Below are 22292 nucleotides of genomic sequence, written 5' to 3'. Positions count from 1 at the left end.
ATTGAACGTCCAAAATCCCTCATGGACACTCTTCACCGCTCAAGAATCCCTACAATCCGCCCATGAGACGGCTGGCCGTGGTGGTCTTCAACGGGGCGTCGCTCGGCGCGATGTCCTTCGCGTTCGGCGTGTTCGAGATGGCTTCGGCCTTCGGGGAGCTGCCCGACCTCGACCTCAGGGTCGTCGGCGGCGAACCGGGGACCGCGCTGCGAGGCGGCGGGCTGACCGTGCCGGTCCCCGAAGACCTCGGCGCGGTCCGGGACGCGGATCTGGTGCTGGTACCGAACTGGCGGTCGCCGATGGAGGATCCGCCGGAAGCCGCTCTGGAGGCGCTCCGCGCGGCCCACGACCGGGGAGCCCGGGTGGCCGGACTGTGCAGCGGCGCCTTCGTCCTGGCCGCCGCCGGGCTGCTCGACGGGCGCCCCGCGACCACGCACTGGGCGATGGCACCGCTGCTCGCGGCCCGGTTCCCGGCCGTACGTCTCGACGAATCGGTGCTCTACATCGACGACGGCGACATCCTGACCTCGGGCGGCGGCGCGGCGGGCATGGATCTCGGCCTGCATCTGATCCGCTCGTGGTGCGGCGCGGAGGTGGCGAACCGGCTGGCGAAGGGCATGGTCGTCCCGCCGCACCGGCCCGGCGGGCAGGCTCAGTACATCGAGTCGCCGATGCCGGACCTCGACGACGGCGACCCGGTGTCGGAGACGATGGCCTGGGCGCTGACCCGGCTGGACACGGCGCTCCCGGTCGACGAACTCGCCAGGCGGGCGCATATGAGCAGGCGCAACTACGATCGCCGGTTCCGCGAGATCACCGGTGCCGCGCCCGGCACCTGGCTGACCCACCAGCGCGTCATCCGCGCGCAGCAACTGCTCGAATCGACCGATCTCCCGGTCGACGAGATCGCCAGGTATTGCGGGTTCTCCTCGTCCGCCGCGCTCCGCCCGCATTTCCGGCGGCAGGTCGGGGTCACGCCGGTGTCCTACCGGGAGACGTTCGGGACCAGGCTGGGCGTGCCCGAACCCATCCTGTCCTGAAACGAACCTCGGTTGGCGAAAACACCGCTCACGGCCGGCACCTCGGTCCGGCAACGATGAGGACATGACCGAAGACAGCCGTTCCTTCCTCAACCGCCGGTCCATGCTCACCCTCGGGGCGGGGGCCGCGGCCGCGCTGGTGGCCTCGGGTGGCATCGCCGAGGCCGCCCAGTCCGGCGCTCCCGACGACGCGGCACTCGCCCGGTCCCTCTCCGGCGGTTTCCGCAGCGAATACGCCCACGTCAACGGGACCCGGCTGCACTACGTCGCCGGTGGCCGGGGCGAGCCGCTGATCCTGCTGCCGGGCTGGCCGGAGACGTGGTGGCAGTACCGCAAGGTCATGCCGGAGCTGGCGAAGCGGTACCGCGTCATCGCCGTCGACCTGCGGGGCATGGGCGGCTCGGGCAAACCGCAAGGCGGATACGACAAGAAGACGATGGCCCGCGACATCTTCGAACTCCTGCGCACGCTGGGCCTCCGGCAGGCGCATATCGCCGGGCACGACATCGGCGCCATGGTCGCGTTCGCCTTCGCCGCCAACCACCCCGAAGCCACGAAGACCGTCACGCTCATGGACGTCTCACACCCGGACGAAAGCCTGTACCAGCTCCCCATGCTGGCTCCGCCCGGGCAACCGGTGAACGTCTGGTGGTTCGCCTTCAACCAGGTCGCGGCCCTGCCCGAACAGCTGCTGACCGGCCGGTCGCGCTTTCTCGTCGACTGGATGTTCGACCATCTCGCGGCCGATCCGGCCTCGATCGGGGCCAGGGACCGGGCGATCTACGCCGCCGCGTACGACCGCCCGGACGCGATCCGCGCGGGGAACGGCTGGTACCAGGCGTTCGGCACGGACATCGAGGATCAGAAGGCCTACGCGAAGATCACCGCCCCGATGCTGGGGCTGGGCTCGGAGTTCAACTACGACTATCTCGCCGCGGTCCTTCCGTCGAAGGCGGTCGACGTCCGGGTGCGGAAGGTCTCCGGTTCCGGGCACTTCGTCGCGGAGGAGCAGCCGCGGACGGTCATCGACGAGCTACGGACCTTTCTCGGGTGAGGCGTATACCCCGAATGGGTCAACACCGCCCGACGAACGGACCGATTCACTCGGTCAGGTGAAAGACGCGGTCGCGCGTCATTCTCGCGCCGGGTTCCCCTCTTCTCTGGTGTGTCGGTACCGGCCGGGCAGCCCCCCGAACGGCCGGTACCGACACGGAAGTTCAGCTCAACCGATCCACCAGCGGGCCTTGTAGATCCACGCGCCGTGCAGCGCCAGCTCGGCGCGTGGAAAGGCCAGCCGGACGGTGTCCGTGCACCACGTGCACAGGTGACCTTCCTGCACCGAGGCGGTCAGGATCTGCCCGGTCCGCGGGTTCGTCGACACACTCTTCACATGCGGCCGGTCGATCTCCCGCGCGCCCGCGTAGCGCCGGCTGAACCCGCCACTCGTCTTCGAGAACCGGTACACCCCCGCTTCCGTGGTCACCCACAGCAGATCCGGCCGACCCGGGACCGGCTGAAGGTCGTGCCCGCCCTTGCTCGGCACCGCCACGGACCGCTGCTCGGTGAGCACCGGCGCGGCGGGCGAGCCGCCGACGTTCAACGCGACGAGCGCGTCGGTGCCCAGCGCCCACAACACGTTCCGCCCGCCGTCCCACACCACGCCGTGCGCCCCCACCAGCCGGTACTCCGTGTACGTCGTCGAACGCTGCCCTTGCGAAGCGGTGTAGACCCGCACCCAGCCACCGGTGCTGGCCGCCACCGCGACGTTCCCGTCCGGCAGCAGTTCGATGCTGTGCGGGTTGGCGGGCCCGCCCACGTTCGCGGCCCAGTACGCCCGGTCGCCCGCCGGATACGGCACGACGGCGGCGAAACCGCCCGACGCCGACGTCAGCAGGTACTTCTCGCCACCTCGCTCGGCGAGCTTCGCGTCGCTCGGGTTGCTCCACGAACCCACCAGGTCCGCCAGCCCGTTGGCGGCGTTCGGCGCCCACGCCCAGCTCACGTTCCGGTTCTGCCAAGAGGCCCGGTCGGCGGGCAGGACCAGGATCCGCTTGGACGCCTGCTCGGTGATGACGATCGACCCGCGATCGCGTGCGCCCGTGTCCGCCACCGCCGGCGCGGACGCCGCGACCGACAGGCCCACGACGGCCAGCGCCGCCAAGGATTTTCGCATGATCTTCATGGGGAGAACCGAACCCGTCCAGGGTGACGGACAGATGGCGGCGGCCCGAAACGTGGATGTCGACGAGATGATCCCAGGTCAGAGGCTCGCCTCGGACCGCCGGAGCAGCACTTCGCCGACCTGGCGGCGGGCCGTCATCGGCACCGGGCGGCCGTACCCGAAGCGCAACACCGTGTGCGGCCGGCCGAGATCGGCGAAGATCCGGTCCATCGCGGCCCGGGTCTCCGGGGTTTCGAACGGCCTGCCGACGAACGACGTCGCGAGGCCGGCGGCCGTCGCCGTCAGCAGGACCCGCTGCAGCACCATGCCCGCCCGGAGATCCGCGGCGGGCCCGCCGTCCGCGGTCAGCACCGCGCCGAGCACCGGCTCACCGCCCTCGGGCTCGGCGGTGACGAAGGACTCCTGCGCGGGAATACGGTGCGCGGGCGGTGGTCCGGTCGGTGCCTGCACGCCGTCCGGCGCGTTCGCCGTCCGCCTGGTCCACAACGCGACCTCCGCCTGGAACGCGCCGTTGCGCGCCTGCGCGGCCTCGGCCCGGTGCAGCACGCGCGCGATCGCGTTCGCCCGGTCACCACGCCCGAACAGCTCCAGCAGCCCGCCCTCCACGAGCGCGGCCGCCCGCAACGTCGTCCGCGCCCACACGGGCACCGGCCGGTCCAGGAAAGGACGGCGGTTCGTGTGCCGCCGGAAGACGACTTCGGCCAGCCTTCGCTCCTCCGGCGAGGAGAACCGGTCGCCATCGATCTCGAGTTCGGCGAGCAGATCGGGTTCGTCCGGTTTCGGCACCACCCGCAGCGAAAGGGTCTTGCCGTTGGCCCGCAACGAAATCATCAGGTTGAACATCGCCGCGCCGCACGACAGCCGCGCCTCTCGGCCGTCCGGGTCGGCGATCCGGAGCACCCTGCCGCGGTCGAGCCACACCTCGATCCGGTCCCGGTCGACGACGAACCGCCACGGCTGGGTGTTGAGCGGGGACGGCGCGCGGACGGCGGCCGCCACCGCCTGATCTACGTGAGTCGGCAACGGGATTCTCATCGTGGTCTCTCTCCGAAGACGAGGGTTGGTCCACCTTCGGCCGGGGTACCCGGCGACCGCAACGGCCGCCGGTCACGAATTCCGAGGACTTTCGCCCCCGATTCCGGGAGCGAGGACCAAGGACCCTGTGCCACGAACGGCGGTGATGGGAGTCTCGATGACCGGAACGGAGCCGACGATGACGGACAAGTGGACGATCGACGTTTCCCTGCAGCACGAGCCGTACCGGGTGCGCGCGGAAGCGTTGCTCCGGCTCGAAGACGGTGGCGAGTTCGTCGGTGTCGGAATCGCGGAGGCCGGGCTGAGAAACGGTTCGGCCTCCCAGATCGGCTCCTATCTCGCGGTGACCCGGGCGCTTTCCGACCTCACCGCCGAACTGCTGGAGACCGTCGCCTCCGACGTCGCCCGCTCGGTCGAAGTGGACGGGATCCTCACCGCCCAGTCGACGAACTGACCGCGGTCAGCGCAAGGGGGCGGACCACTCGGCCTTGGTTCCGCCCCCTTCCTTCGTCTCCGCCCGGAAGGTCCCACCCGCTCTTTCCGCGCGATCGCGCAGATTCCGCAACCCGCCGGGCCCGCCCGGCTCACCGGAGATCCCGGTACCGTCGTCGGTGACGACGATCCGCAGGACGTCGTCCTTCACCGCGACGCTCACCGAAACCGCGCTCGCCCGCGCGTGCCGGACCACGTTGCCGACCGATTCCCGCACCACCGCTTCGGCGTGTTCGGCGAAGGCGAGCGGAATGGAGTCGAGCGGCCCGGACAGACTGACCGTCGGATGGGTGGGGGTGTCGTCGGTGAGTTCGGCGATCGAGTCGTACAGCCGGTGCCGCAGCCGCACTCCCCGCTGGCCCGCCTCGCCGCCGTGGAGATCGAAGATCGCCGTGCGGATCTCGTGCACGATCTCGTGCATCTGGTCGATGCTTTCGCCGATCCGCCGCCGTAGTTCCGGCGAGTCCGCACGGCGGTGGGTGCTCTGCATCGCGAGGCCGACCGCGAACAACCGCTGGATCACGTGGTCGTGCAGATCCCTGGCGATCCGGTCGCGGTCGGCGAGTACGTCGAGTTCCCTGGCCGTGCGCTGCCGCGCCGCCAGTTGCAGCGCGAGCGCGGCTTGGTCGGCGAAGGAGGCCACCACCGGCAACTGGGCGAGCTCGAACGGGACGGCGCCCGGGTTCCGCACCGCCATCAGCACGCCGGACGTCCGCTCCCGCGCCCGGAGCGGCACGACGAGCGTCGGGCCGAGGCACAACTCCCCTTCGTCGCCGAGCACGAGTTCGGGCACACTGCGCGGGGTCCGGTCACGGTAGACCGCCCCCGGCAACGAAGTGGCGACGGTGATCCGCACACCGGTCAGGTCCGCCGCCCGTGCGCCCGCGCAGACGGCGATGGTGAGTTCGTCGGCCTCGTCCTCCCCGTCCGGGCTGACGTCGAGCCGTCCGGGACCGGGTAGCGCCAGCAGGGTGAGATCCGACCCGGTGAGTTCCAGCGCCCGGCCCGCGATCAGGTTGAGCGCGTCGACGGGATCGGTTCCGCCCAGCAGTTCCGTGGTCACCTCACTGGTCGCGGCCTGCCACCGCTGGCGGATCCGCGTCTGCTCGTAGAGGTGGGCGTTCTCGATCGCGATCCCGGCCGCGGCGGCGAGTGCCTGGACGACCACCTCGTCGTCGTCGGTGAAACTCTCCCCGCGTTTCTCGGTGAGGTAGAGATTTCCGAACACTTCGTCGCGCACCCGGATCGGCACCCCGAGGAACGAACGCATCGGCGGATGACAAGGCGGGAATCCGACCGACGCGGGATGTCGCGAAATGTCGGCCAGCCGCACCGGTTTCGCCTCGTCGATGACGAAACCCAGCAGCCCGTGCCCCTTCGGGAGATGCCCGATCTGTTCCTTCGTCTCGCCGTCGATGCCGAGATAGACGAATTCGGCGAGCGATCCGTCGTCCGCGATCACCCCGAGCGCGCCGTAAGTGGCTTCGCCGAGTTCGATCGCCGCCTGCACTATCCGGCGCAGCGTCGCGTCCAACTCCAGCCCCGACGCGACCGCGAGCACCGCTTCGAGCAGGCCGTCCATCTTGTCGCGGGTGCCGATGAGCCGTTCGATGCGGTCCTGGAGGTCCCGCAGGACCTCACGAACCCGCAGCTGGGAAAGGGCACCGGTGATCCGGTCGTCGTTCCCGCCCAGCCGGTCATGAGCCGACATCCTGCTGCGCCTCCGAAGATCGGGACGAGTCGCGGCCGTGGTGACTTTCTCCTCTTTCGGCCCCGTACCGCGGGCGGGGACCGTCTCACGAGACAACCTTATTGCCCGTGGCGCGGCGGCGGGGGAAATCATGACCATACAAGTCACCAGGGTCGGACGCTTGAACTCCGAACAGGTGAATTCCGTGCTCCGGTCGGCAACGCTGGCCCCATCGACGCACAACACCCAGCCGTGGCTCTTCCGATGTACCGGCTCCGGGATCGAAGTCCACGCCGATCCGCGCCGGATCCTGCCCGCCACGGATCCGGACGGCCGGGAAATCGTTCTCTCGTGCGGTGCCGCCCTGTTCACGCTCCGGACGGCGATTCACGCACTCGGCTTCCATCCGGCGACGACCCTGATGCCGAGCCGCGCCGATCCCGATCTGCTGGCCGTCGTCCGGCCGCTTGCCGAGCGCACCCCGGATCCGAAGGTCGTCGGGTTGGCCCGCGCGATCCCTCGCCGTCGGACCAACCGGCGGCCGTTCGTGTCCGACGTCGTCCCGAAGACCACGCTCACCGCGCTCCGTCACGCGACCGAACTCGAGCACGCGTGGATGTCGCGCCTCGACGCCGAACAGTGCCGGCTGCTACGGGATCTCACCGCCCGTGCCCGCCGCGAGCAACTCGCCGATCCCGCGTTCATCGCCGAACTCGGCCGCTGGACCGGTCTGGACGCGAGCACTCGCGACGGGGTGCCGTCCTACGCGATGGAGGGCTCCCCCGCCGACGAAAGCTGGCTCCTCGACGAATTCGGCGAACCTCACAGCAGCACGGCGTCCCCGCTCGTGGTGGTGATCGGATCGCTGACCGACGAACGGCTCGACCGACTGCAAGCCGGCCAGGCGCTGCAACGGGCCCTGCTGACCGCGACCTGCGCGGGCCTGGACGCGTCGTTCATCTCGCCGCCGATCATGGTGCGCAAGGCACGTGCCGAGCTCCGGCGTCTCCTCGGCTGCGGGGTGTGGCCGCAGGTGCTGCTGCGGGTCGGTTACGGGTCGTCGCTGCCGTGGACTCCCCGGCGCCCGCTGGAGGACATGCTGCTCGACACGCTCATTTCCGCTTGAGCCGGGCCGAATCCTTCACTGCCGCCGCAGTTCCGTGGCCAGCACGGCCGCCTGCGTCCGCCGCTGCATCCCGAGTTTCGTCAGCAGCCGGGACACGTAGTTCTTCACGGTCTTCTCCGCGAGGAACATCCGCTCGGCGATCTGCCGGTTGGTCAGTCCCTCGCCGATCAGTTCGAGCAGGGTGCGTTCCTGGTCGGAAAGCCCGGCGAGCGGCCCTTTCTTGGCGGTGTCGTCGCGGAACTTCGCCATCAGCGTCGCGGCGGCCCGCGTGTCCAGCAACGATCGGCCGAGGCCGACGTCCTTGACCGCCGCCACCAGGTCCATCCCCCGGATGTCCTTGATGACGTATCCGCTCGCCCCCGCCATGATCGCGTCCAGCATCGCCTGCTCGTCGGTGTAGGAGGTGAGCATCAGGCATTTCAGCTCGGGCACCTTGGAGCGCAGTTCCCTGGCGAGTTCGACGCCGTTGCCGTCCGGCAGCCGCACGTCGAGCACGGCGACATCCGGCCGCAGAGCCGGAATCCTCGCCAGCGCCTGGGAAAACGTGGCGGCCTGCCCGACGACGCACAGGTCGGCGTCCTCCTCGAGCATGTCCGCGACCCCTCGACGGACCACCTCGTGATCGTCGACCAGAAACACCCGGAGCATTCCGACCTCCACGGTTTCCCCCCTCGGATGAGTAGCGTACGGCGCACGGCCGGTCACTGCGACAGGCCAAAGGGCCCTGTTCCGCGCCCGTTCGAGTGGCTGCCGCCGACCGGACCAGGTTCATTTGCATCATTCGAGTCAGGACGTTCTGTTCTTCCGGAGCAGCCCGGCCGCTGCGACGATCACCTCATGTCCGAGACCACGCTTTCGCCGGCCCCCTCGGCCGGATCTTCCGACCCGGCCGACGACCTCGTGGCCATGCGCGACCGCATCCGCTTCTACCGGGCCCGCGCCGAGCAACTCCAGTACGCGCTCGACCACCGGCTGCCCATCGAACAGGCGAAGGGTATCCTCGCCGAGCGTTACCAGATCGACATCGACGCAGCGTTCGAACTGCTTCGTTCGTTCTGCCGCAACAACAACATGAAGATCCACGACGTCGCCAGGACACTCATCGAGCAGCCCAGCGAAGGCGACCGCCGGATCTCTTGCTGAGTCACGCCAAGTTCGGCGGGGGGCCCGCGACCACCACCGGAGCCGCAGACCGCGCGGGCTCGGACCGGGTGATGAATCGAACGCCGCCCCCCAGACTCCGGGTGCTCGTCGCGGACGACAACCCGGTCATCGGCGACGCCCTGCGCGCCCTCCTGGAATCCGAACCGGATATCGAGGTGGTCGCCGTCGCGCTCGACGCCGGTGAAGCGGTCGCGCTCGCGGAACTGCTGGCCCCGGAGGTCGCCCTGCTGGACGTGCGGATCCCCGGCGGAGGCGGCGCGTGGATGGCGCGCGAGATCCGGCGCCGGGTGCCTCATACGCGGCTGATGGCGTTCTCCGCGCACAGCGACACGCGGTCCATCGCCCAAATGGCGTCCGCGGGCGTCACCGAATACCTCGTGAAGGGCAGCCCCAACACGGAGATCGTCGCGGCCATCCGCCGCGTCTGCGCGAACAGCGCCAACGGGACCGAGTAGCCCGCCGCTCAATCCGCGAGCCAGCGTTCCATGCACGCCAGCAGTTCCTCCGCGTTCACGGGTTTGGTGACGTAATCGCTCGCCCCGGCGGCGAAACTCTTCTCCCGGTCCCCTTCCATCGCTTTCGCGGTCACCGTGATGATCGGCAGGCCGGCGAACTTCGGCATCTCGCGGATCGCGGCGGTCGTCGCGTGGCCGTCCATCTCCGGCATCATCACGTCCATCAGGATCAGGTCGATGTCGTCGTCGGCCAGCAGTTCCTCGATGCCCTTGCGGCCGTTGGGCGCGTGTACGACCGACAGTCCGTGCAGTTCGAGCATCCCCGAGATCGCGTACACGTTGCGGGGGTCGTCGTCGACGAGCAAGACCTTGCGCCCCCGCAGGCGCGGCGGGCCGGCGGGCGGACCGGACGGCTGGTCGTCCGGCGACGGCACCGTCACCTCCGGCTGCTGCATCAGTGGCAGGATGCCTTCGAGTTCGCTGGCCGAGATGTGCAGCATGATGCGTTCCCGCAGCATGTCCAGCGACGGCAGCAATTCGACCGGATGCACCTTCGCGTGCCCGTGCAGCAACCGGTCCTGCGCCGCACTGAGCTTGCGCGTCGCGTATGCCAGCACCGGGACCTCGACGGGGTCCGGCCCCTCGGCGAGCCGTTTGAGGAAGCTCAACGCGCTGGTCCCGGGGATGCTGGTGTCGAGGACGACGCAGCGGTAGCTCTCCCGCTTCACCTCCTCGAACGCTTCCGCCGGATCGGCCACCGCGCGGACCCGGACCGAGCCGTGGCTGTCCGCGACGTCGGCCGCGACACCGCGGGCGAGCAAGGTCAGCAGGCTGTTCCGCTCGCCCTCCACGACCAGGACCCGCCGCTCCGCGCCCACCTTGTCCACAGTGGACTCGTCCATGCTCACGGGCCCGGCGAACCTGGCCACCGGCAGATAGAGCGTGAAGGTGCTGCCCGTCCCCAGCACACTGTCCGCCCGGATCTCACCGCCGAGCAGGTACGCGACCTCCCGGCTGATCGACAGGCCGAGGCCGGTCCCGCCGTACTTGCGGCTGGTGGTGCCGTCGGCCTGCTGGAAGGCCCCGAAGATCGATTCGAGATTCTCCTCGGCGATCCCGATCCCGGTGTCGATGACGCTGAAGGCCACCAGTGATTCGTGCGGGAGCGCCCCCGACGGCGAAACGACGGTGTCGACCAGTTCGACCCGCAGTTCCACGCTGCCGTCTTCGGTGAACTTGACCGCGTTCGACAGCAGGTTCCGCAGCACCTGCCGGAGCCGCTGCTCGTCGGTGAAGAGCAGTTCCGGCACGTTCGGTTCGACCGTGACCTGGAAGTCGAGCCCCTTCTCCGCGGTCAGCGGACGGAAGGTCGTGCCGACGTAGTCGAGCAGCTGGCGTAGCGGGAACGGCTCGTGGTGGATGTCCATCTTGCCGGCCTCGACCTTCGAAAGGTCGAGGATGTCGTTGATCAGTTGCAGCAGGTCGGTGCCCGCGGACTGGATCACCTTGGCGAACTCGACCTGTTTGGGCGTCAGGTTCTGGGTCGAATTCTGCGACAGGACCCCGGCGAGGATCAGCAGGCTGGTCAACGGGGTACGGAGTTCGTGCGACATGTTCGCCAGGAACTCCGACTTGTACTTCGAAGCCAGCGCGAGCTGCTGCGCGCGTTCCTCGATCTCCTGGCGCGCCTGCTCGATTTCGAAGTTCTTCACCTCGATGTCCCGGTTCTGCCGCGCGAGGAGTTCGGCCTTCTCCTCCAGTTCCGCGTTCGACACCTGGAGTTTCGCCTGCTGCGCTTGGAGTTCCTCCGAGCGGGCCTGGAGCTCCTCGGCGAGCCGCTGGGACTCCTCCAGCAGCGAGTCGGTCCGCGCGTTGGCGATGATCGTGTTGACGTTGACCCCGATGGTCTCCATCAGCTGTTCGAGGAAATCCTTGCGGACGGCGGTGAATCCACCGAACGACGCCAGTTCGATGACCCCGAGCACCTGGTCCTCGAACACGATCGGCAAGACGATCAGGGTGACCGGCGGGGCGGAGCCGAGGCTCGACGAGATCTTCACGAAACCCGGCGGCGTCCGGTCGACCACGATCGGTTTCTTGGTCTGCGCGGCCTGGCCTATCAGCGACTGCCCCATGGCGAAATCCACGGGTGTGCCCGGGTCCTCGCTGTGCCCGTAGCTGGTGATCAGCCGCAGCCGGGTGCCCTGGTCACCGGATTCGGTGAGGAACAGCGTCCCGTGCTGGGCGCCGACCAGCGGGGTCAGCTCGTTCATGATGAGCGTGGCCACCACCCGCAGGTCCCGGTGTCCCTGCATGAGGCCGGAGATCCGCGCCAGGTTGGTGTTGAGCCAGTCCTGCTCTTCGTTCGCCCGCGTGGTCTCGCGCAGCGACTGGACCATCGCGTTGATGTTGTCCTTCAGCTCCGCGACCTCGCCCTGTGCCTCGACGGAGATCGACCGGGTGAGGTCGCCGGTGGCCACCGCGCTGGTGACCTCGGCGATCGCCCGGACCTGGCGGGTCAGATTCCCGGCCAGCTCGTTGACGTTCTCCGTCAGCCGCTTCCAGGTGCCCGAAACGCCTTCGACCTCGGCCTGGCCGCCGAGCCGTCCCTCGCTGCCGACCTCGCGCGCCACGCGCGTGACCTCCGCGGCGAACGCCGAAAGCTGGTCGACCATCGTGTTGATGGTGGTCTTGAGTTCCAGGATCTCACCGCGGGCGTCGACGTCGATCTTGCGGGACAGGTCGCCCTGCGCGACCGCGGTGGTCACCTGGGCGATGTTGCGGACCTGGCCGGTGAGGTTGTTCGCCATCGAGTTGACGTTGTCGGTGAGGTCCTTCCAGGTCCCGGCGACGTTCGGCACCCTGGCCTGCCCGCCGAGGATGCCCTCGGTGCCGACCTCGCGCGCCACGCGCGTGACCTCGTCCGCGAACGCCGACAGCGTGTCGACCATCGTGTTGATCGTCTGCGCGAGCGCGGCGACCTCGCCCTTGGCCTCGACGGTGATCTTCTGCGACAGGTCACCCCTGGCGACCGCGGTCGCCACCTGGGCGATGGAACGCACCTGGTCGGTCAGGTTGTCGGCCATGACATTGACCGACTCGGTCAACCCCTTCCAGGTACCCGACACACCCTTGACATCCGCCTGACCACCCAACCGCCCCTCGGTCCCGACCTCCCGCGCCACCCGCGTCACTTCATCGGCGAACGACGACAACTGGCCGACCATCGTGTTGATGGTGTCCTTGAGCTCCAGGATCTCGCCGCGGGCGTCGACGCGGATCTTCTGCGACAGATCACCCTTCGCCACCGCCGTGGTGACCTCGGCGATGGACCGCACCTGGTCGGTCAGGTTGTCGGCCATGACATTGACCGACTCGGTCAACCCCTTCCAGGTACCCGACACACCCTTGACATCCGCCTGACCACCCAACCGCCCCTCGGTCCCGACCTCCCGCGCCACCCGCGTGACCTCGTCGGCGAACGACGACAACTGATCCACCATCGTGTTGATCGTGTTCTTCAACTCCAGGATCTCGCCCCGCGCATCCACCGTGATCTTCTGCGACAGGTCACCTTTCGCCACCGCCGTGGCCACCTGGGCGATGGAGCGGACCTGCGCGGTGAGGTTGCCCGCCATGAAGTTCACCGACGTCGTCAGATCCCGCCAAGTGCCGGCAACCCCGGGCACCTGGGCCTGTCCGCCGAGCGCTCCTTCGGTGCCGACCTCCCGCGCCACCCGCGTGACCTCGTCGGCGAACGACGACAACTGATCCACCATCGTGTTGATCGTGTTCTTCAACTCCAGGATCTCGCCCCGCGCATCCACCGTGATCTTCTGCGACAGATCGCCTTTCGCCACCGCCGTGGTGACCTCGGCGATCGACCGCACCTGATCGGTCAGGTTGCCCGCCATGAAGTTCACCGACGTCGTCAAATCCCGCCAAGTCCCCGCCACCCCGGGGACTTCCGCCTGCCCGCCCAGCCGTCCTTCGCTGCCGACCTCCCGCGCCACCCGCGTGACCTCGTCGGCGAACGACGACAACTGATCCACCATCGTGTTGATCGTGTTCTTCAACTCGAGCATCTCGCCCTTGACGTCGACGGTGATCTTCTGGGACAGATCGCCCTTCGCCACGGCGGTCGCGACCTCGGCGATGTCGCGGACCTGCCCGGTGAGGTTGCCGGCCATCGCGTTCACCGAATCGGTGAGGTCCTTCCAGGTCCCCGAAACCGAGGGCACCGCCGCCTGGCCGCCGAGTTTCCCGTCGGTCCCCACCTCGCGCGCGACCCGGGTGACCTCGGAGGTGAACAGCGCCAGCTGATCGACCATCCCGTTGAAGACGAGCGCCATCTCGTCCATCAGGACGTCGTCCACCTGGGGCAACCGGGTGCTGAAATCGCCGTCGCGAACGGCTTTCAGTCCCTCCAGCAGCCGCTGCAGACCTTGGTCGTCGATCGCCCCGCCCACCCGGACCGTCTCTCTCGATCCACGCTTGCTTCCCGGTTCCGGCATCGAAATGCCTCCTTGTCCTGACTACCCGTGGGGAGGGCCCAGCGGAATCCAGAAGGTCACCGACGTACCTTCGCCGGGTCTGCTGGAAATCCGGAACCAGCCTTGCGCCGCTTCAGCACGTTCACGCATCGACGCCATGCCGATGTGCTCGCCCGACAACGATTCGTGCGCGCTCTCGCCGTCCGCCTTCATCCCGTCGCCGTCGTCGGCGACCGTCACCAGCAGACCTCCGTCCTGCGCGGTCAGGGAGACCACGACGGAGGTGGCGTTCGCGTGTTTACGCACGTTCACCAACGCCTCCTGCAGGATCCGGAAGGCGGTGACCACGAGGTCGGGCGGCGGCTTGACGCCGAGATCGTGCCGCAGTGCGCAGTCGAGCCCCCAGCCCGCGACCACCTCGTCGAGGTAGTCGCGGACGGAAGCGATCAGATCCTCGTCGTTCAGCGCGGGCGGCCGCAATTGGGCGACGAGGATCCGCAATCGCCGGATCGCCCCTTGGATCGCTTCGTCGAGGTGCGTCAAAGCGGGATCCCGCCGTTGTGCGGCGAGCATCTGCAACCGCATGCTCACCGCTATCATCGACTGAATGGAATCGTCGTGAACATCCCACGCGATACGGCGACGTTCGGTTTCCTGTGCCCGGACCAAATGCGCGAAAGCCAGCCGGCGTTCGGTTCTTTCCTCCAGGGTTTTCCGGCGTTCGGTGAGATCACGGGTGACTTTGCCGAAACCGACGAGGTCGCCTTGTTCGTCCCGCAACGCCGTGATCACGGTGTTGGCCCAGAACCGTTCGCCGCCGCGCCGGACTCGCCAGCCCTCGTCCTCGTGACTCCCCATCTCGGCGGCGACCAGCAGCTCCGAGGTGGGCTTGCCGTCCGCGACGTCTTTCTCGGTGTAGAAAACGGAGAAATGACGGCCGAGGATCTCGTCCTCGGAATAGCCCTTGATCCGCTCCGCCCCCGGATTCCAGCTGATCACGCGACCCTCGACGTCCAGCAGGTAAATGGCGTAGTCGACGACGCTGCGCATGAACAACTCGAAGAGCACAGCGCTGCGGTGGTCAGGCGTCTGTTCCGATGGCAGCATGGCCATAGTGCAGCTTGGCACTCGGATACGTCTCCCCGCTACGGCCGTTCGAGGAGGCCATTCTTGCGTGCGTGCGCCACGGCTTCGAGTTTCGAATGGGTCCCGGTCTTCACCAGGATCCGCTGCACGTGATTCCGCACGGTATTCCGCGCCAGCCGCAGTTCGTCGGCGATCCGGTCGGTTCCCGCGCCTTCGGCGATCAGCCCGAGCACCTGACGTTCCCTCAGGGTGAGTACCGGACCGAGCCTGCCCGGGCTGCCGGCCAGCATGGCCAGCGCGCCGCTGAGCAGTTCGGGGTCGATCACCACATCGCCCGCCGCGATGGTCCGGATCGCCGTGACCAGTTCGTCGAGGAGACCGGATTTCAGCAGCAGCCCGGCCCCGCCGACCTCCAGGATCCTTGCGGCGATGGCACTGTTCGCGTCGCCGGTCAGCACCAGCACCCTGCTCGACGGCGAGATCGCGCGGAACCCGGCGATGGCTTCGATCCCGTCGCCGTCCGGCAGCCGCCGATCGAGCAGCACGATGTCGGGAAGGTGCTCCTCCGCCGCGATCAGCCCGTGCGCCAAGGACTCCACCGACGCCACCAGGTCTATCTCCGGGAATTCCTCGAAGGCCGCGCCCAGCGCTTCGGCCACCATCTTGTGGTCCTCGACGAGCAGCACCCGGATCGGGGGCACGGGCTGCGGGGAGGTCGGGTTCGGCATGCACCTTCTCCGTCGATCGTGGTCTCGCCGTGCCATTGTCCGGCAGATTCCCGGAATTCGATCCCGCCGACGACCGCATTCACCCTGGTGCGAATTCACGGGCGGGCACGCGCGGCGAACTCGCGTGCCTGGAGACGGAACACGCCCGCGGCCGGATCGCACCGTGTGTTACGGCTTCAAGCACGCATGATCCGGCTTGACGCACGCGAGTTACGGCTTCAAGCACGCGAGTTACGGCCGGAGGCCGGCGCATTCTCCCACCGTCTCCGCCCCGCCCGTCGTTTCGAGGCCAACCCGTGACCCGCCGTACCCGCCTGGCGACCGAGTGGGGTCTTTGTGCCCTCGATGGCACAACCTTCGGCGGTGACCGGAACGGCCTCCGGTGGCCCATCGTCGTACGTGACGACTGCCGGACCGAGAACACGGGAAGGGTGACCGGGACGTGACCACGAGGATCTGCGAGACCCACCGCCGTCCCGGCTCACCTGCCGTCGCCCGCCGGGCACGGGTCGCGGCCGAGCTCGAGCGGCTGCCGGAGGTCGTGGCGCAACCCGAAACGCACGCTTCGCTGCTCGACGACGTCCTGACCGCGATCCGGCATCTCGACGGCGCGGCTTTGGCCACACGGTCGCGGCACCGGTTCCCGGGGTGGAACCCGCGGGACCGCCGCGTCCAGCGACTGCGCGGCTGGCTCAGCGGCGCGCCCGGCTGACCGGGCGGGTGCCCGTCACACCGGGCGCCACCGGCCGATGTCGGACTCCATCGGCACGATCCGGGTCAGCGACGAGCGGATCTTCAGCTCCATCGCCCTGTCCCGGCCCCGGGTCCCGCGAGGCGCGTACGGGTAGAAAGTGCCGCGCTCCCGGCGATAGACCATGGTCAGCTTGGGATGGCGCATGTCGCGCAGCTCGGCGAAGTCGACCGTCGTGTGCAGCAACCAGGACGCGAACCCGGCCTGGGCCAGCCGCTCGTTGACGTCGGCGAGGTCGTCGAGCAGCCAGCCGAGGTCGCCGTTCTCCCGCCAGCAGCGCACGATCGTCCGGCCGAGCCCGTCGTGGTTGACCACGTTGCGACGGACGGAGTCCCCGGCGAGCCCGGCGACGAACTCCGCCTCCGTCCCCTCACCCGGACGGCCTTCCGCGACGAAGCAGACCGTCCCCGACCCGGTGGGCGCCAGCCCATGCCCGGACCGCAGGGTCAATGCCGCGGACCTCAACTCCAGCAACGGAAGCAGGCTCGGCCGCACCGACCGGCTCCGCACCCGCAGATTTGCCAACAATGCCATGACTTCACCGCACCCTTCAGCTGCGTGAAGCCTTTCCGATTCCATCCTCGCGTCCTAGTGCCGCACGGTCGCGCATTGTCCGGGACAAGTCCCCTGTTCCGGTGACGAACGGCCCTACCAGGCCTTGTCCGCCTTTCCGGCGGTCGTCACCGGTGCCGCCGCCGGAGTTCCCTGGCGTCCAGTGTGCCTTCGACGACGCCGCGCGCGACCTCGGACAGCTTCCTGTTGGTACTGCGGGCGAAGGAACGCAAGCGATGGAAGGCGGCGCCGACGTCGACACCGACGCGTTCGGCGAGCATGCCTTTCGCCTGTTCGATGACGATCCGGCTGTCGAGCGCGGTCTGCAACTGCTCGGAAAGCCTTCGATAGTGGCGTAACTCCCGCTGCTGCAGAAGACACAACGTCGCGACGTCGGCGAGCGCCCGGCCAAGGCGGCGGTCTTCGGCACTCAAGACCACGGTCCCGGCGCTGAGGAAGGCGATCGCGCCGACGGTTTCGTCCATCGTGCGCAAGGGAAGCGCGGAAACCGCGGCAAAACCCTTCCCCACCCTTTTGGCGACGTAGCCCGGCCAGCGCGAAACCTCCGCGGAAAGGTCGTGGACGGCGATGTCGTTCCCGGTTTCGTACGATTCGCGCGCGGGGCCTTCGTCGACCACCGCGGGATGGCGTTCGAGTTCGAGGCCCGGCAGGAAGACCTCGGTGGAATCGATCGGCAGCAGCCGTGCGCATTCGCCGGACAAAGTGTCCACGACCCGATCCGGCTCGAGATCTTCCGTGACACTCGCGGTCAAGCTCGCGAAGGCGGCACAGACCGCGGGCTCCCGGTCTGCTCGCCAGCTGTTCACCCGAGCGATTCTGGCCCCCACCGCGACCAGCGGCAACGACCAGATGGAGGATCCTGTATCGACGGCGTCACGTACGGCGACGGTCGTTGATCTCGACGGGATAACGGTCGCCGGGTTCTCAGTGCCGCCGCAGGGAAAACGGCGGGACCGTGTTCGCCCTCACCGCGTCTTCGTCCATTGTGGACTCACCGATTCCCGCCTTGCCGATCTTCTCCGCGACGAACGCGCCGGGCTCGTCGAGCGCGTCGGCCCTGCCGCTCAGGAATGCCCACTCGTGCTCGTCCGAGCCGTAGTAGAGAACGGTCCCGAACGACTCGGTGAACCGGCGCCAAGACGTGATCAACGTCTGATTGCGCCACAGCGTCGGGCAGCCCGCCTGGCACCCGACTACCCCGCCGTCGGTGAGCAATGCCGTGCACCGGGCCAGGAAATCGGTACCGTACAACCGGTTGTGCTGCGCCTCCGGATCGTCGTTCTCGTCCGGCAGGTCGATCACGACCACGTCGTAGGAGTCCCCGCGCTCGCGTGCTTCGGCGAGGAACTCCCAGCCGTCGCGGTAGTGGATCCGGATCTTCCCCTCGCCACGCTCGGCACGGGCCAGATCGTCGAGTGTGTAGCCGTAGGGAAGATGCTCGGCGCAGGCCCGCACCGCCTCGGCGTCGATGTCGACATGATCGACCACCTCGGCACCGGCGGCGACCGCGAGCTCGGAGGCGACCCCTTCGCTGGAGCCGATGATCAGCACCCGTTCGACGCGCTCGGCGAGCAGCAGCGAGGGAACCATCAGCGCCTCGTGGTAGACGAGCTGACTCAGTTCGGTGCTCTGCCGTTCGTCGTCGCAGAACAGGGAGATCCCTTGCGCGGTCCGTCCGATGAGGACGTTCTGGAACGCGGTGCGGCCCTCGAACAGGACCTCCTCGACGTCCCAGTTCCGGGTGAGCCCCGCGCCCATCGGCTCGACGATCACTCGCTGCGCCATCAGTTCTCTCCTCGTTCCACGGCGGACATCCGGACGGTACCGGCGCCCAGCATCTTCGCCAGCAGGGTGACCGCGCGTTCGGGATCCGCCCGGTCCCCGCAGGTGAACACGTCCACGAACACCGAGCCGATCTCCGGATAGGTGTGCACCGACGCGTGCGATTCCGCCAGCAGCGCGAGCACGGTGACCCCTTGCGGGGCGAAAGAATGGGACACGACTTCGCAGACCGTCGCGCCTGCTTCGGTCACCGCCTCGGCGAGGGTCTTTTTGAGGAGCACGGCGTCGTCGAGCAACGACGGCTCGATCCCCTCGAACTCCGCGAGTACGTGGCGGCCGGCGAACCGGCCGACGAGTGGCATTTCACCCGGCATCGGCGAACCTCCCCACACAATGAGTACGCAACGGCTCGATTCCGTTGAAGGCGACGGACGAATAGCTCGCGGTGTACGCCCCGGTGCCCGGGATGTCCAGCCGGTCGCCCGCCTTCAACGACATCGGCAGCGCGCACGGCGTCCGCTGGTACAGCACGTCGTCACCATCGCAGGTCGGCCCGGCGAGGACCACCGGTCCTTGCGGTCCCTTGACGCCGACGGCCTCCAGCCGATACGCGACGGCCTCGTTCTCGCACTCCGCCATCCCGTTGTACCTGCCGACGTCGAGGTAGACCCAGCGGCGTTCGTCGGCGGCGGCGCGGGTCGTCACCAGGACGACCTCGGTCCTGATGAGCCCGGCGTCACCGACGATCACGCGACCGGGTTCCAGCAGCAGCTCCGGCTCCGGCAGATGCTCCCGGCGGGCGGCGTGGATCACCCTCGCGTAGTCCGTCAGCGACGGCACGGGTTCCCGGTGCTCGGTGGCGAACCCGCCACCGATGTTGAGCCGCTCCAGTACGACGCCCGCGTCCGCGGCGACCTTGGCCGCGGTCGCGATCCCGATCTCCCAGGCGGCCGGATCCGGCTGCTGCGAGCCGACGTGGAACGCGATTCCCGGCCGCAGTCCGGCTTCCACGGCCTGGCGGAGCAGGGTCGCGGCCACCGCGGGCTCGCAGCCGAACTTGTGGCCGAACGGCGTGACCGAGTCCGGGCCGCCGGTCAGCAGGCGGACCGAGACGAGCGAACCGGGCGCGTGCTCGGCAAGGTTCGCCAGATCGCCATCGGAATCCGTGGTGAATTCACGGACCCCGCGCTCGTGAGCGAAGGCGATGTCCGCCGGTTTCTTGATCGTGTTGCCGTAGGCCAGGTCCGCCGCCCGCGCGCCCCGGGACAGGCACAGCTCGATCTCGCCCGTACCCGCCACGTCGAATCCCGCGCCGGTCGACGCGACGGCGTCGAGTACCTCGGGAGCCGGATTGGCCTTGACCGCGTAACGGATCAGCGCGTCCGGGAAGGCCGCCGAGACCGCGGCCGCACGCTCCGCGACCAGGTCGGTGTCGACGACCAGGCACGGTGTCGGCGGCTCACGGTCCGCCAGGAAGGCGCGGATCCGGTTCAGGCTTGCGGTCACACGCCCCAGGGTGTCAAAGCCCGATCACCGCCCCGGAACCCGGGTCACGCCCGGACGTCATCCGAAGACTGCTCCGGCAGTTCCACGCCGTGCTCGGCGGCCAGCCGCTCCAGGTTGGCCAGATCGGCGCCGACGGCCGAAGCCCTGTCCTCGTCCGAGGCCTGCTTGGCGATCTGGACGTCTTCCCTCGCCTGCCGTACCCGGTCCCGCAGATTCACCGCGAACTCGCTCATCGTGCACCCCCGATCTCCCGCACCTTGTCTGCTCTCACCCTAGGACCCTCCGAATCGGTCACCCACGTGATCTGCGTCATCACGGTTCGTTCGTGTCGGAGTGAAGCAGTATGACGGCAGGTCCCAGGTTTCGCAGATCAGCGGAGCCCGGCCTTTTCGACGGGTTCCGGCACGGCCGTGCGGCGGCCGATCACCGCGAGCGGGACGAGCGCGCACAGTCCGCCCGCGACGGCGACCAGAACGTATCCGCCCAGGCCGAACAGCTGCCCGGCGAGCAGGCTGGCCGCGGCCGAGGTCCCCCAGACGAAGGCGTCGACGGTGCCCTGCGCCCTCGTCCGCTGAGCGGGCGGGAGATCGCGGCTGAGCATGCTGCTGCCGCCGACGAACACCAGGTTCCAGCCGTAGCCAAGCAGGAACATCGCGACCGGGATTCCCACGTGATGCGAATCCGGGGCGCCGATCGCGGTGACCGCCGCGACGTGAGCGTGCCGATCCCGCCGAAGATGGCCGCGCGGCCGCCCCAGCGGTCGGCGATCCAGCCGGACAGCGGCGCCAGGGCGAACATGCCGACCAGGTGGGCGCTCAGCACCCAGCCGACGACGTCCAGTCCCTGACCGTGCTGGTGCAACTGGACCGGCGTCATCGTCATCACCGCCACCATCGCCAGCTGCGCGCCGACCATCGCCACGAGCGGCCCGAGGATCACCGGGTTCCGCACGGACATCCGCTCCCGCCTCGGCACCCCCTCCGCCGGGGCGCTGAGGCCGCGCGGCAGGGTGGCGACGGCGATCACGGCGATGACCACGACCATCGCGCCTGCCGCGATCGGGCCGGACAGGGCGGGCAGGTCGGCGGCTTCCGCCCTCGCCGCGGCCGGCGCGATCAGGGCGGGCCCGGCGACCGCGCCGACGGTCCCCGCCCAGACCATTGTGGACAGTGCGAACCCCTTGCGGTGCTCGGGTGACAGGTCGGCGGCCGTGTACCTGGACAGCTGCGCACCGCTGTTGCCGAAGCCGATCAACGGCATCCCCGCCACCAGCGCGAGCACGGACCCGCCGAGCACGCCGGCGAACGAGATCAGCGCGCCCGCCACCGCGGCGCCGTACATCAGCACCAGGACGAGCCGCCTGCCGTAGCGGGCGGCCAGCGCCCCCGACCACAGCGAACCCGCCGCGGAACCGAGTACCAGCACGGCGTTCGGCAGCCCGCTCCACGCCGCGCCGGCGTGCTCGACCACGATCAGCGCCGCCGTGGTGGACAGGCCGACGACCGCGGTACTGAGACAGGCGACGCCCATGAAGAGCGCGAACATCGGTTTCATGATTCAAATCTAAGGATTCCTGCTGCCGCGGCGAATAGGCTGACGAAGGCCTCGCCGGGGTGCGAGGCGCATCATGGAAGGAATCCGGGCGCGATGACCTTACGATCGGAAAGGGCGCTGGACGACCTCGACTGGCGGCTCCTCGAAACGCTCCAGAGCGACGGGCGGCTCTCGTTCAAGGAACTCGGCCGCCGCGTGAACCTCTCCGCCCCCGCCGTCGCCGAACGGGTCCGGCGGCTGGAGGAGGCGGGTGTCATCACCGGGTATCGCGCCCAGGTCGACGCCAATCGCGCCGGGTACGGCCTGCAGGCGTTCGTCGAGATGCGCTGCTCGCTCGGCAGCTGCCTGCTGCGCACCAGCAAGTCGGAGGACTATCCCGAGGTGGTCGAGCTGCACCGGCTCAGCGGCGACCGCTGCACCATGCTGAAGGTGCGGGCCGTGTCCCTCGAACACCTCGAAGGCCTCTTCGAACGGCTGGGCAAACACGGCGAGATCCGGTCGTCGGTGGTGCTGTCGACCCAGTACGAGGGCAGGCCGGTCGGCCCGCCGGTCGAGGACTACCTGAAGGCGACGAAGAGCGAGGGCTGGAGCGTCTGAACGGCACCGGTCAGGAATCGAGAAGCGGGCGGCCCCCG

Annotated in this window: 22 protein-coding genes; 8 read left to right on the top strand and 14 right to left on the bottom strand. The window is 68.9% G+C overall.

Annotation, left to right across the window (positions count from 1 at the left end; genetic code table 11):
- Positions 1-62 precede the first annotated feature (62 nt).
- Complete coding sequence (locus tag BLW75_RS02115; RefSeq protein ID WP_034307616.1) at positions 63-1040, top strand: GlxA family transcriptional regulator; 978 nt, start codon at positions 63-65, stop codon at positions 1038-1040.
- Positions 1041-1104: 64 nt separating this feature from the next.
- Complete coding sequence (locus tag BLW75_RS02110) at positions 1105-2094, top strand: alpha/beta fold hydrolase (RefSeq protein ID WP_034307618.1); 990 nt, start codon at positions 1105-1107, stop codon at positions 2092-2094.
- A gap of 168 nt (positions 2095-2262) precedes the next feature.
- On the opposite strand, the gene BLW75_RS02105 is transcribed toward BLW75_RS02110, so the two are convergent.
- Positions 2263-3222, bottom strand: a complete 960-nt coding sequence (locus tag BLW75_RS02105) for a DUF6528 family protein (RefSeq protein ID WP_034307620.1) — start codon at positions 3220-3222, stop codon at positions 2263-2265.
- A gap of 78 nt (positions 3223-3300) precedes the next feature.
- A complete protein-coding gene (locus BLW75_RS02100; RefSeq protein WP_395766703.1) occupies positions 3301-4245 on the bottom strand; it encodes an Acg family FMN-binding oxidoreductase in 945 nt (314 codons plus the stop codon).
- Between the two features lie 169 nt (positions 4246-4414).
- Between BLW75_RS02100 and BLW75_RS02095 the strand changes: the two genes are divergently transcribed.
- Complete coding sequence (locus BLW75_RS02095) at positions 4415-4711, top strand: dsRBD fold-containing protein (protein ID WP_034308013.1); 297 nt, start codon at positions 4415-4417, stop codon at positions 4709-4711.
- A gap of 6 nt (positions 4712-4717) precedes the next feature.
- Here BLW75_RS02095 and BLW75_RS02090 read toward each other — a convergent pair whose 3' ends face one another.
- Positions 4718-6460 (bottom strand): GAF domain-containing sensor histidine kinase, encoded by a 1743-nt coding sequence (locus BLW75_RS02090; RefSeq protein WP_034307626.1) that lies wholly within the window; start codon positions 6458-6460, stop codon positions 4718-4720.
- 130 nt (positions 6461-6590) lie between these two features.
- Between BLW75_RS02090 and BLW75_RS02085 the strand changes: the two genes are divergently transcribed.
- Positions 6591-7565, top strand: a complete 975-nt coding sequence (locus BLW75_RS02085; protein ID WP_091596533.1) for an Acg family FMN-binding oxidoreductase — start codon at positions 6591-6593, stop codon at positions 7563-7565.
- Between the two features lie 15 nt (positions 7566-7580).
- Here BLW75_RS02085 and BLW75_RS02080 read toward each other — a convergent pair whose 3' ends face one another.
- Positions 7581-8213, bottom strand: coding sequence for a response regulator (locus tag BLW75_RS02080; protein ID WP_034308019.1), 633 nt, complete (start codon positions 8211-8213; stop codon positions 7581-7583).
- A gap of 189 nt (positions 8214-8402) precedes the next feature.
- On the opposite strand from BLW75_RS02080, the gene BLW75_RS02075 reads away from it, so the two are divergent.
- Positions 8403-8708 (top strand): ANTAR domain-containing protein, encoded by a 306-nt coding sequence (locus BLW75_RS02075; RefSeq protein ID WP_034307631.1) that lies wholly within the window; start codon positions 8403-8405, stop codon positions 8706-8708.
- A gap of 71 nt (positions 8709-8779) precedes the next feature.
- Entirely contained in the window at positions 8780-9184 is a 405-nt protein-coding gene (locus tag BLW75_RS02070) for a response regulator (protein ID WP_241783371.1), read from the top strand.
- A gap of 8 nt (positions 9185-9192) precedes the next feature.
- On the opposite strand, the gene BLW75_RS02065 is transcribed toward BLW75_RS02070, so the two are convergent.
- The 3 genes from BLW75_RS02065 to BLW75_RS02055 are packed head-to-tail and all read right to left on the bottom strand — an operon-like array spanning position 9193 to position 15491.
- Positions 9193-13698, bottom strand: a complete 4506-nt coding sequence (locus tag BLW75_RS02065; protein WP_034307636.1) for a HAMP domain-containing protein — start codon at positions 13696-13698, stop codon at positions 9193-9195.
- 21 nt (positions 13699-13719) lie between these two features.
- On the bottom strand, positions 13720-14790 hold the full coding sequence (locus BLW75_RS02060; protein ID WP_395766706.1) for a PAS domain-containing sensor histidine kinase: 1071 nt from the start codon (positions 14788-14790) through the stop codon (positions 13720-13722).
- A 32-nt stretch (positions 14791-14822) separates the two neighbouring features.
- Entirely contained in the window at positions 14823-15491 is a 669-nt protein-coding gene (locus BLW75_RS02055) for a response regulator (protein WP_034307638.1), read from the bottom strand.
- Positions 15492-15933: 442 nt separating this feature from the next.
- Here BLW75_RS02055 and BLW75_RS02050 point away from each other — a divergent pair, with 442 nt between their 5' ends.
- A complete protein-coding gene (locus BLW75_RS02050; RefSeq protein WP_034307640.1) occupies positions 15934-16203 on the top strand; it encodes a hypothetical protein in 270 nt (89 codons plus the stop codon).
- 15 nt (positions 16204-16218) lie between these two features.
- Here the strand turns inward: BLW75_RS02050 and pspAB are convergent, their stop codons facing one another.
- From pspAB to BLW75_RS02015, 7 genes are all read right to left on the bottom strand, one after another.
- Positions 16219-16776 (bottom strand): PspA-associated protein PspAB, encoded by a 558-nt coding sequence (pspAB, locus tag BLW75_RS02045; RefSeq protein WP_034307643.1) that lies wholly within the window; start codon positions 16774-16776, stop codon positions 16219-16221.
- A gap of 146 nt (positions 16777-16922) precedes the next feature.
- A complete protein-coding gene (locus tag BLW75_RS02040; RefSeq protein ID WP_241783375.1) occupies positions 16923-17621 on the bottom strand; it encodes a GAF and ANTAR domain-containing protein in 699 nt (232 codons plus the stop codon).
- Between the two features lie 118 nt (positions 17622-17739).
- Positions 17740-18600, bottom strand: coding sequence for a spermidine synthase (locus BLW75_RS02035; protein WP_034307649.1), 861 nt, complete (start codon positions 18598-18600; stop codon positions 17740-17742).
- Positions 18600-18971: an adenosylmethionine decarboxylase gene (gene speD, locus BLW75_RS02030; protein WP_034307652.1), complete on the bottom strand. Its 372-nt coding sequence runs from the start codon at positions 18969-18971 to the stop codon at positions 18600-18602. Before speD ends, BLW75_RS02035 begins: the two co-directional genes overlap by 1 nt.
- Positions 18961-20103 carry a type III PLP-dependent enzyme gene (locus BLW75_RS02025; protein ID WP_034307654.1) on the bottom strand — a complete coding sequence of 381 codons (1143 nt, stop codon included), beginning with the start codon at positions 20101-20103 and terminating at the stop codon, positions 18961-18963. Before BLW75_RS02025 ends, speD begins: the two co-directional genes overlap by 11 nt.
- 44 nt (positions 20104-20147) lie before the next feature.
- Positions 20148-20336 carry a hypothetical protein gene (locus tag BLW75_RS02020; RefSeq protein WP_034307657.1) on the bottom strand — a complete coding sequence of 63 codons (189 nt, stop codon included), beginning with the start codon at positions 20334-20336 and terminating at the stop codon, positions 20148-20150.
- A gap of 190 nt (positions 20337-20526) precedes the next feature.
- On the bottom strand, positions 20527-21657 hold the full coding sequence (locus BLW75_RS02015; protein ID WP_241783377.1) for an MFS transporter: 1131 nt from the start codon (positions 21655-21657) through the stop codon (positions 20527-20529).
- A 93-nt stretch (positions 21658-21750) separates the two neighbouring features.
- Here BLW75_RS02015 and BLW75_RS02010 point away from each other — a divergent pair, with 93 nt between their 5' ends.
- Positions 21751-22254, top strand: coding sequence for an Lrp/AsnC family transcriptional regulator (locus tag BLW75_RS02010; protein WP_034307659.1), 504 nt, complete (start codon positions 21751-21753; stop codon positions 22252-22254).
- Positions 22255-22292: the final 38 nt, after the last annotated feature.

Origin of the sequence: Amycolatopsis lurida (assembly GCF_900105055.1) — a bacterium.
In the GTDB taxonomy this organism is placed as follows: domain Bacteria; phylum Actinomycetota; class Actinomycetes; order Mycobacteriales; family Pseudonocardiaceae; genus Amycolatopsis; species Amycolatopsis lurida.
The sequence above is the reverse complement of the archived record's forward strand: the minus strand, read 5'-3'. Positions and strand labels throughout refer to the sequence as shown.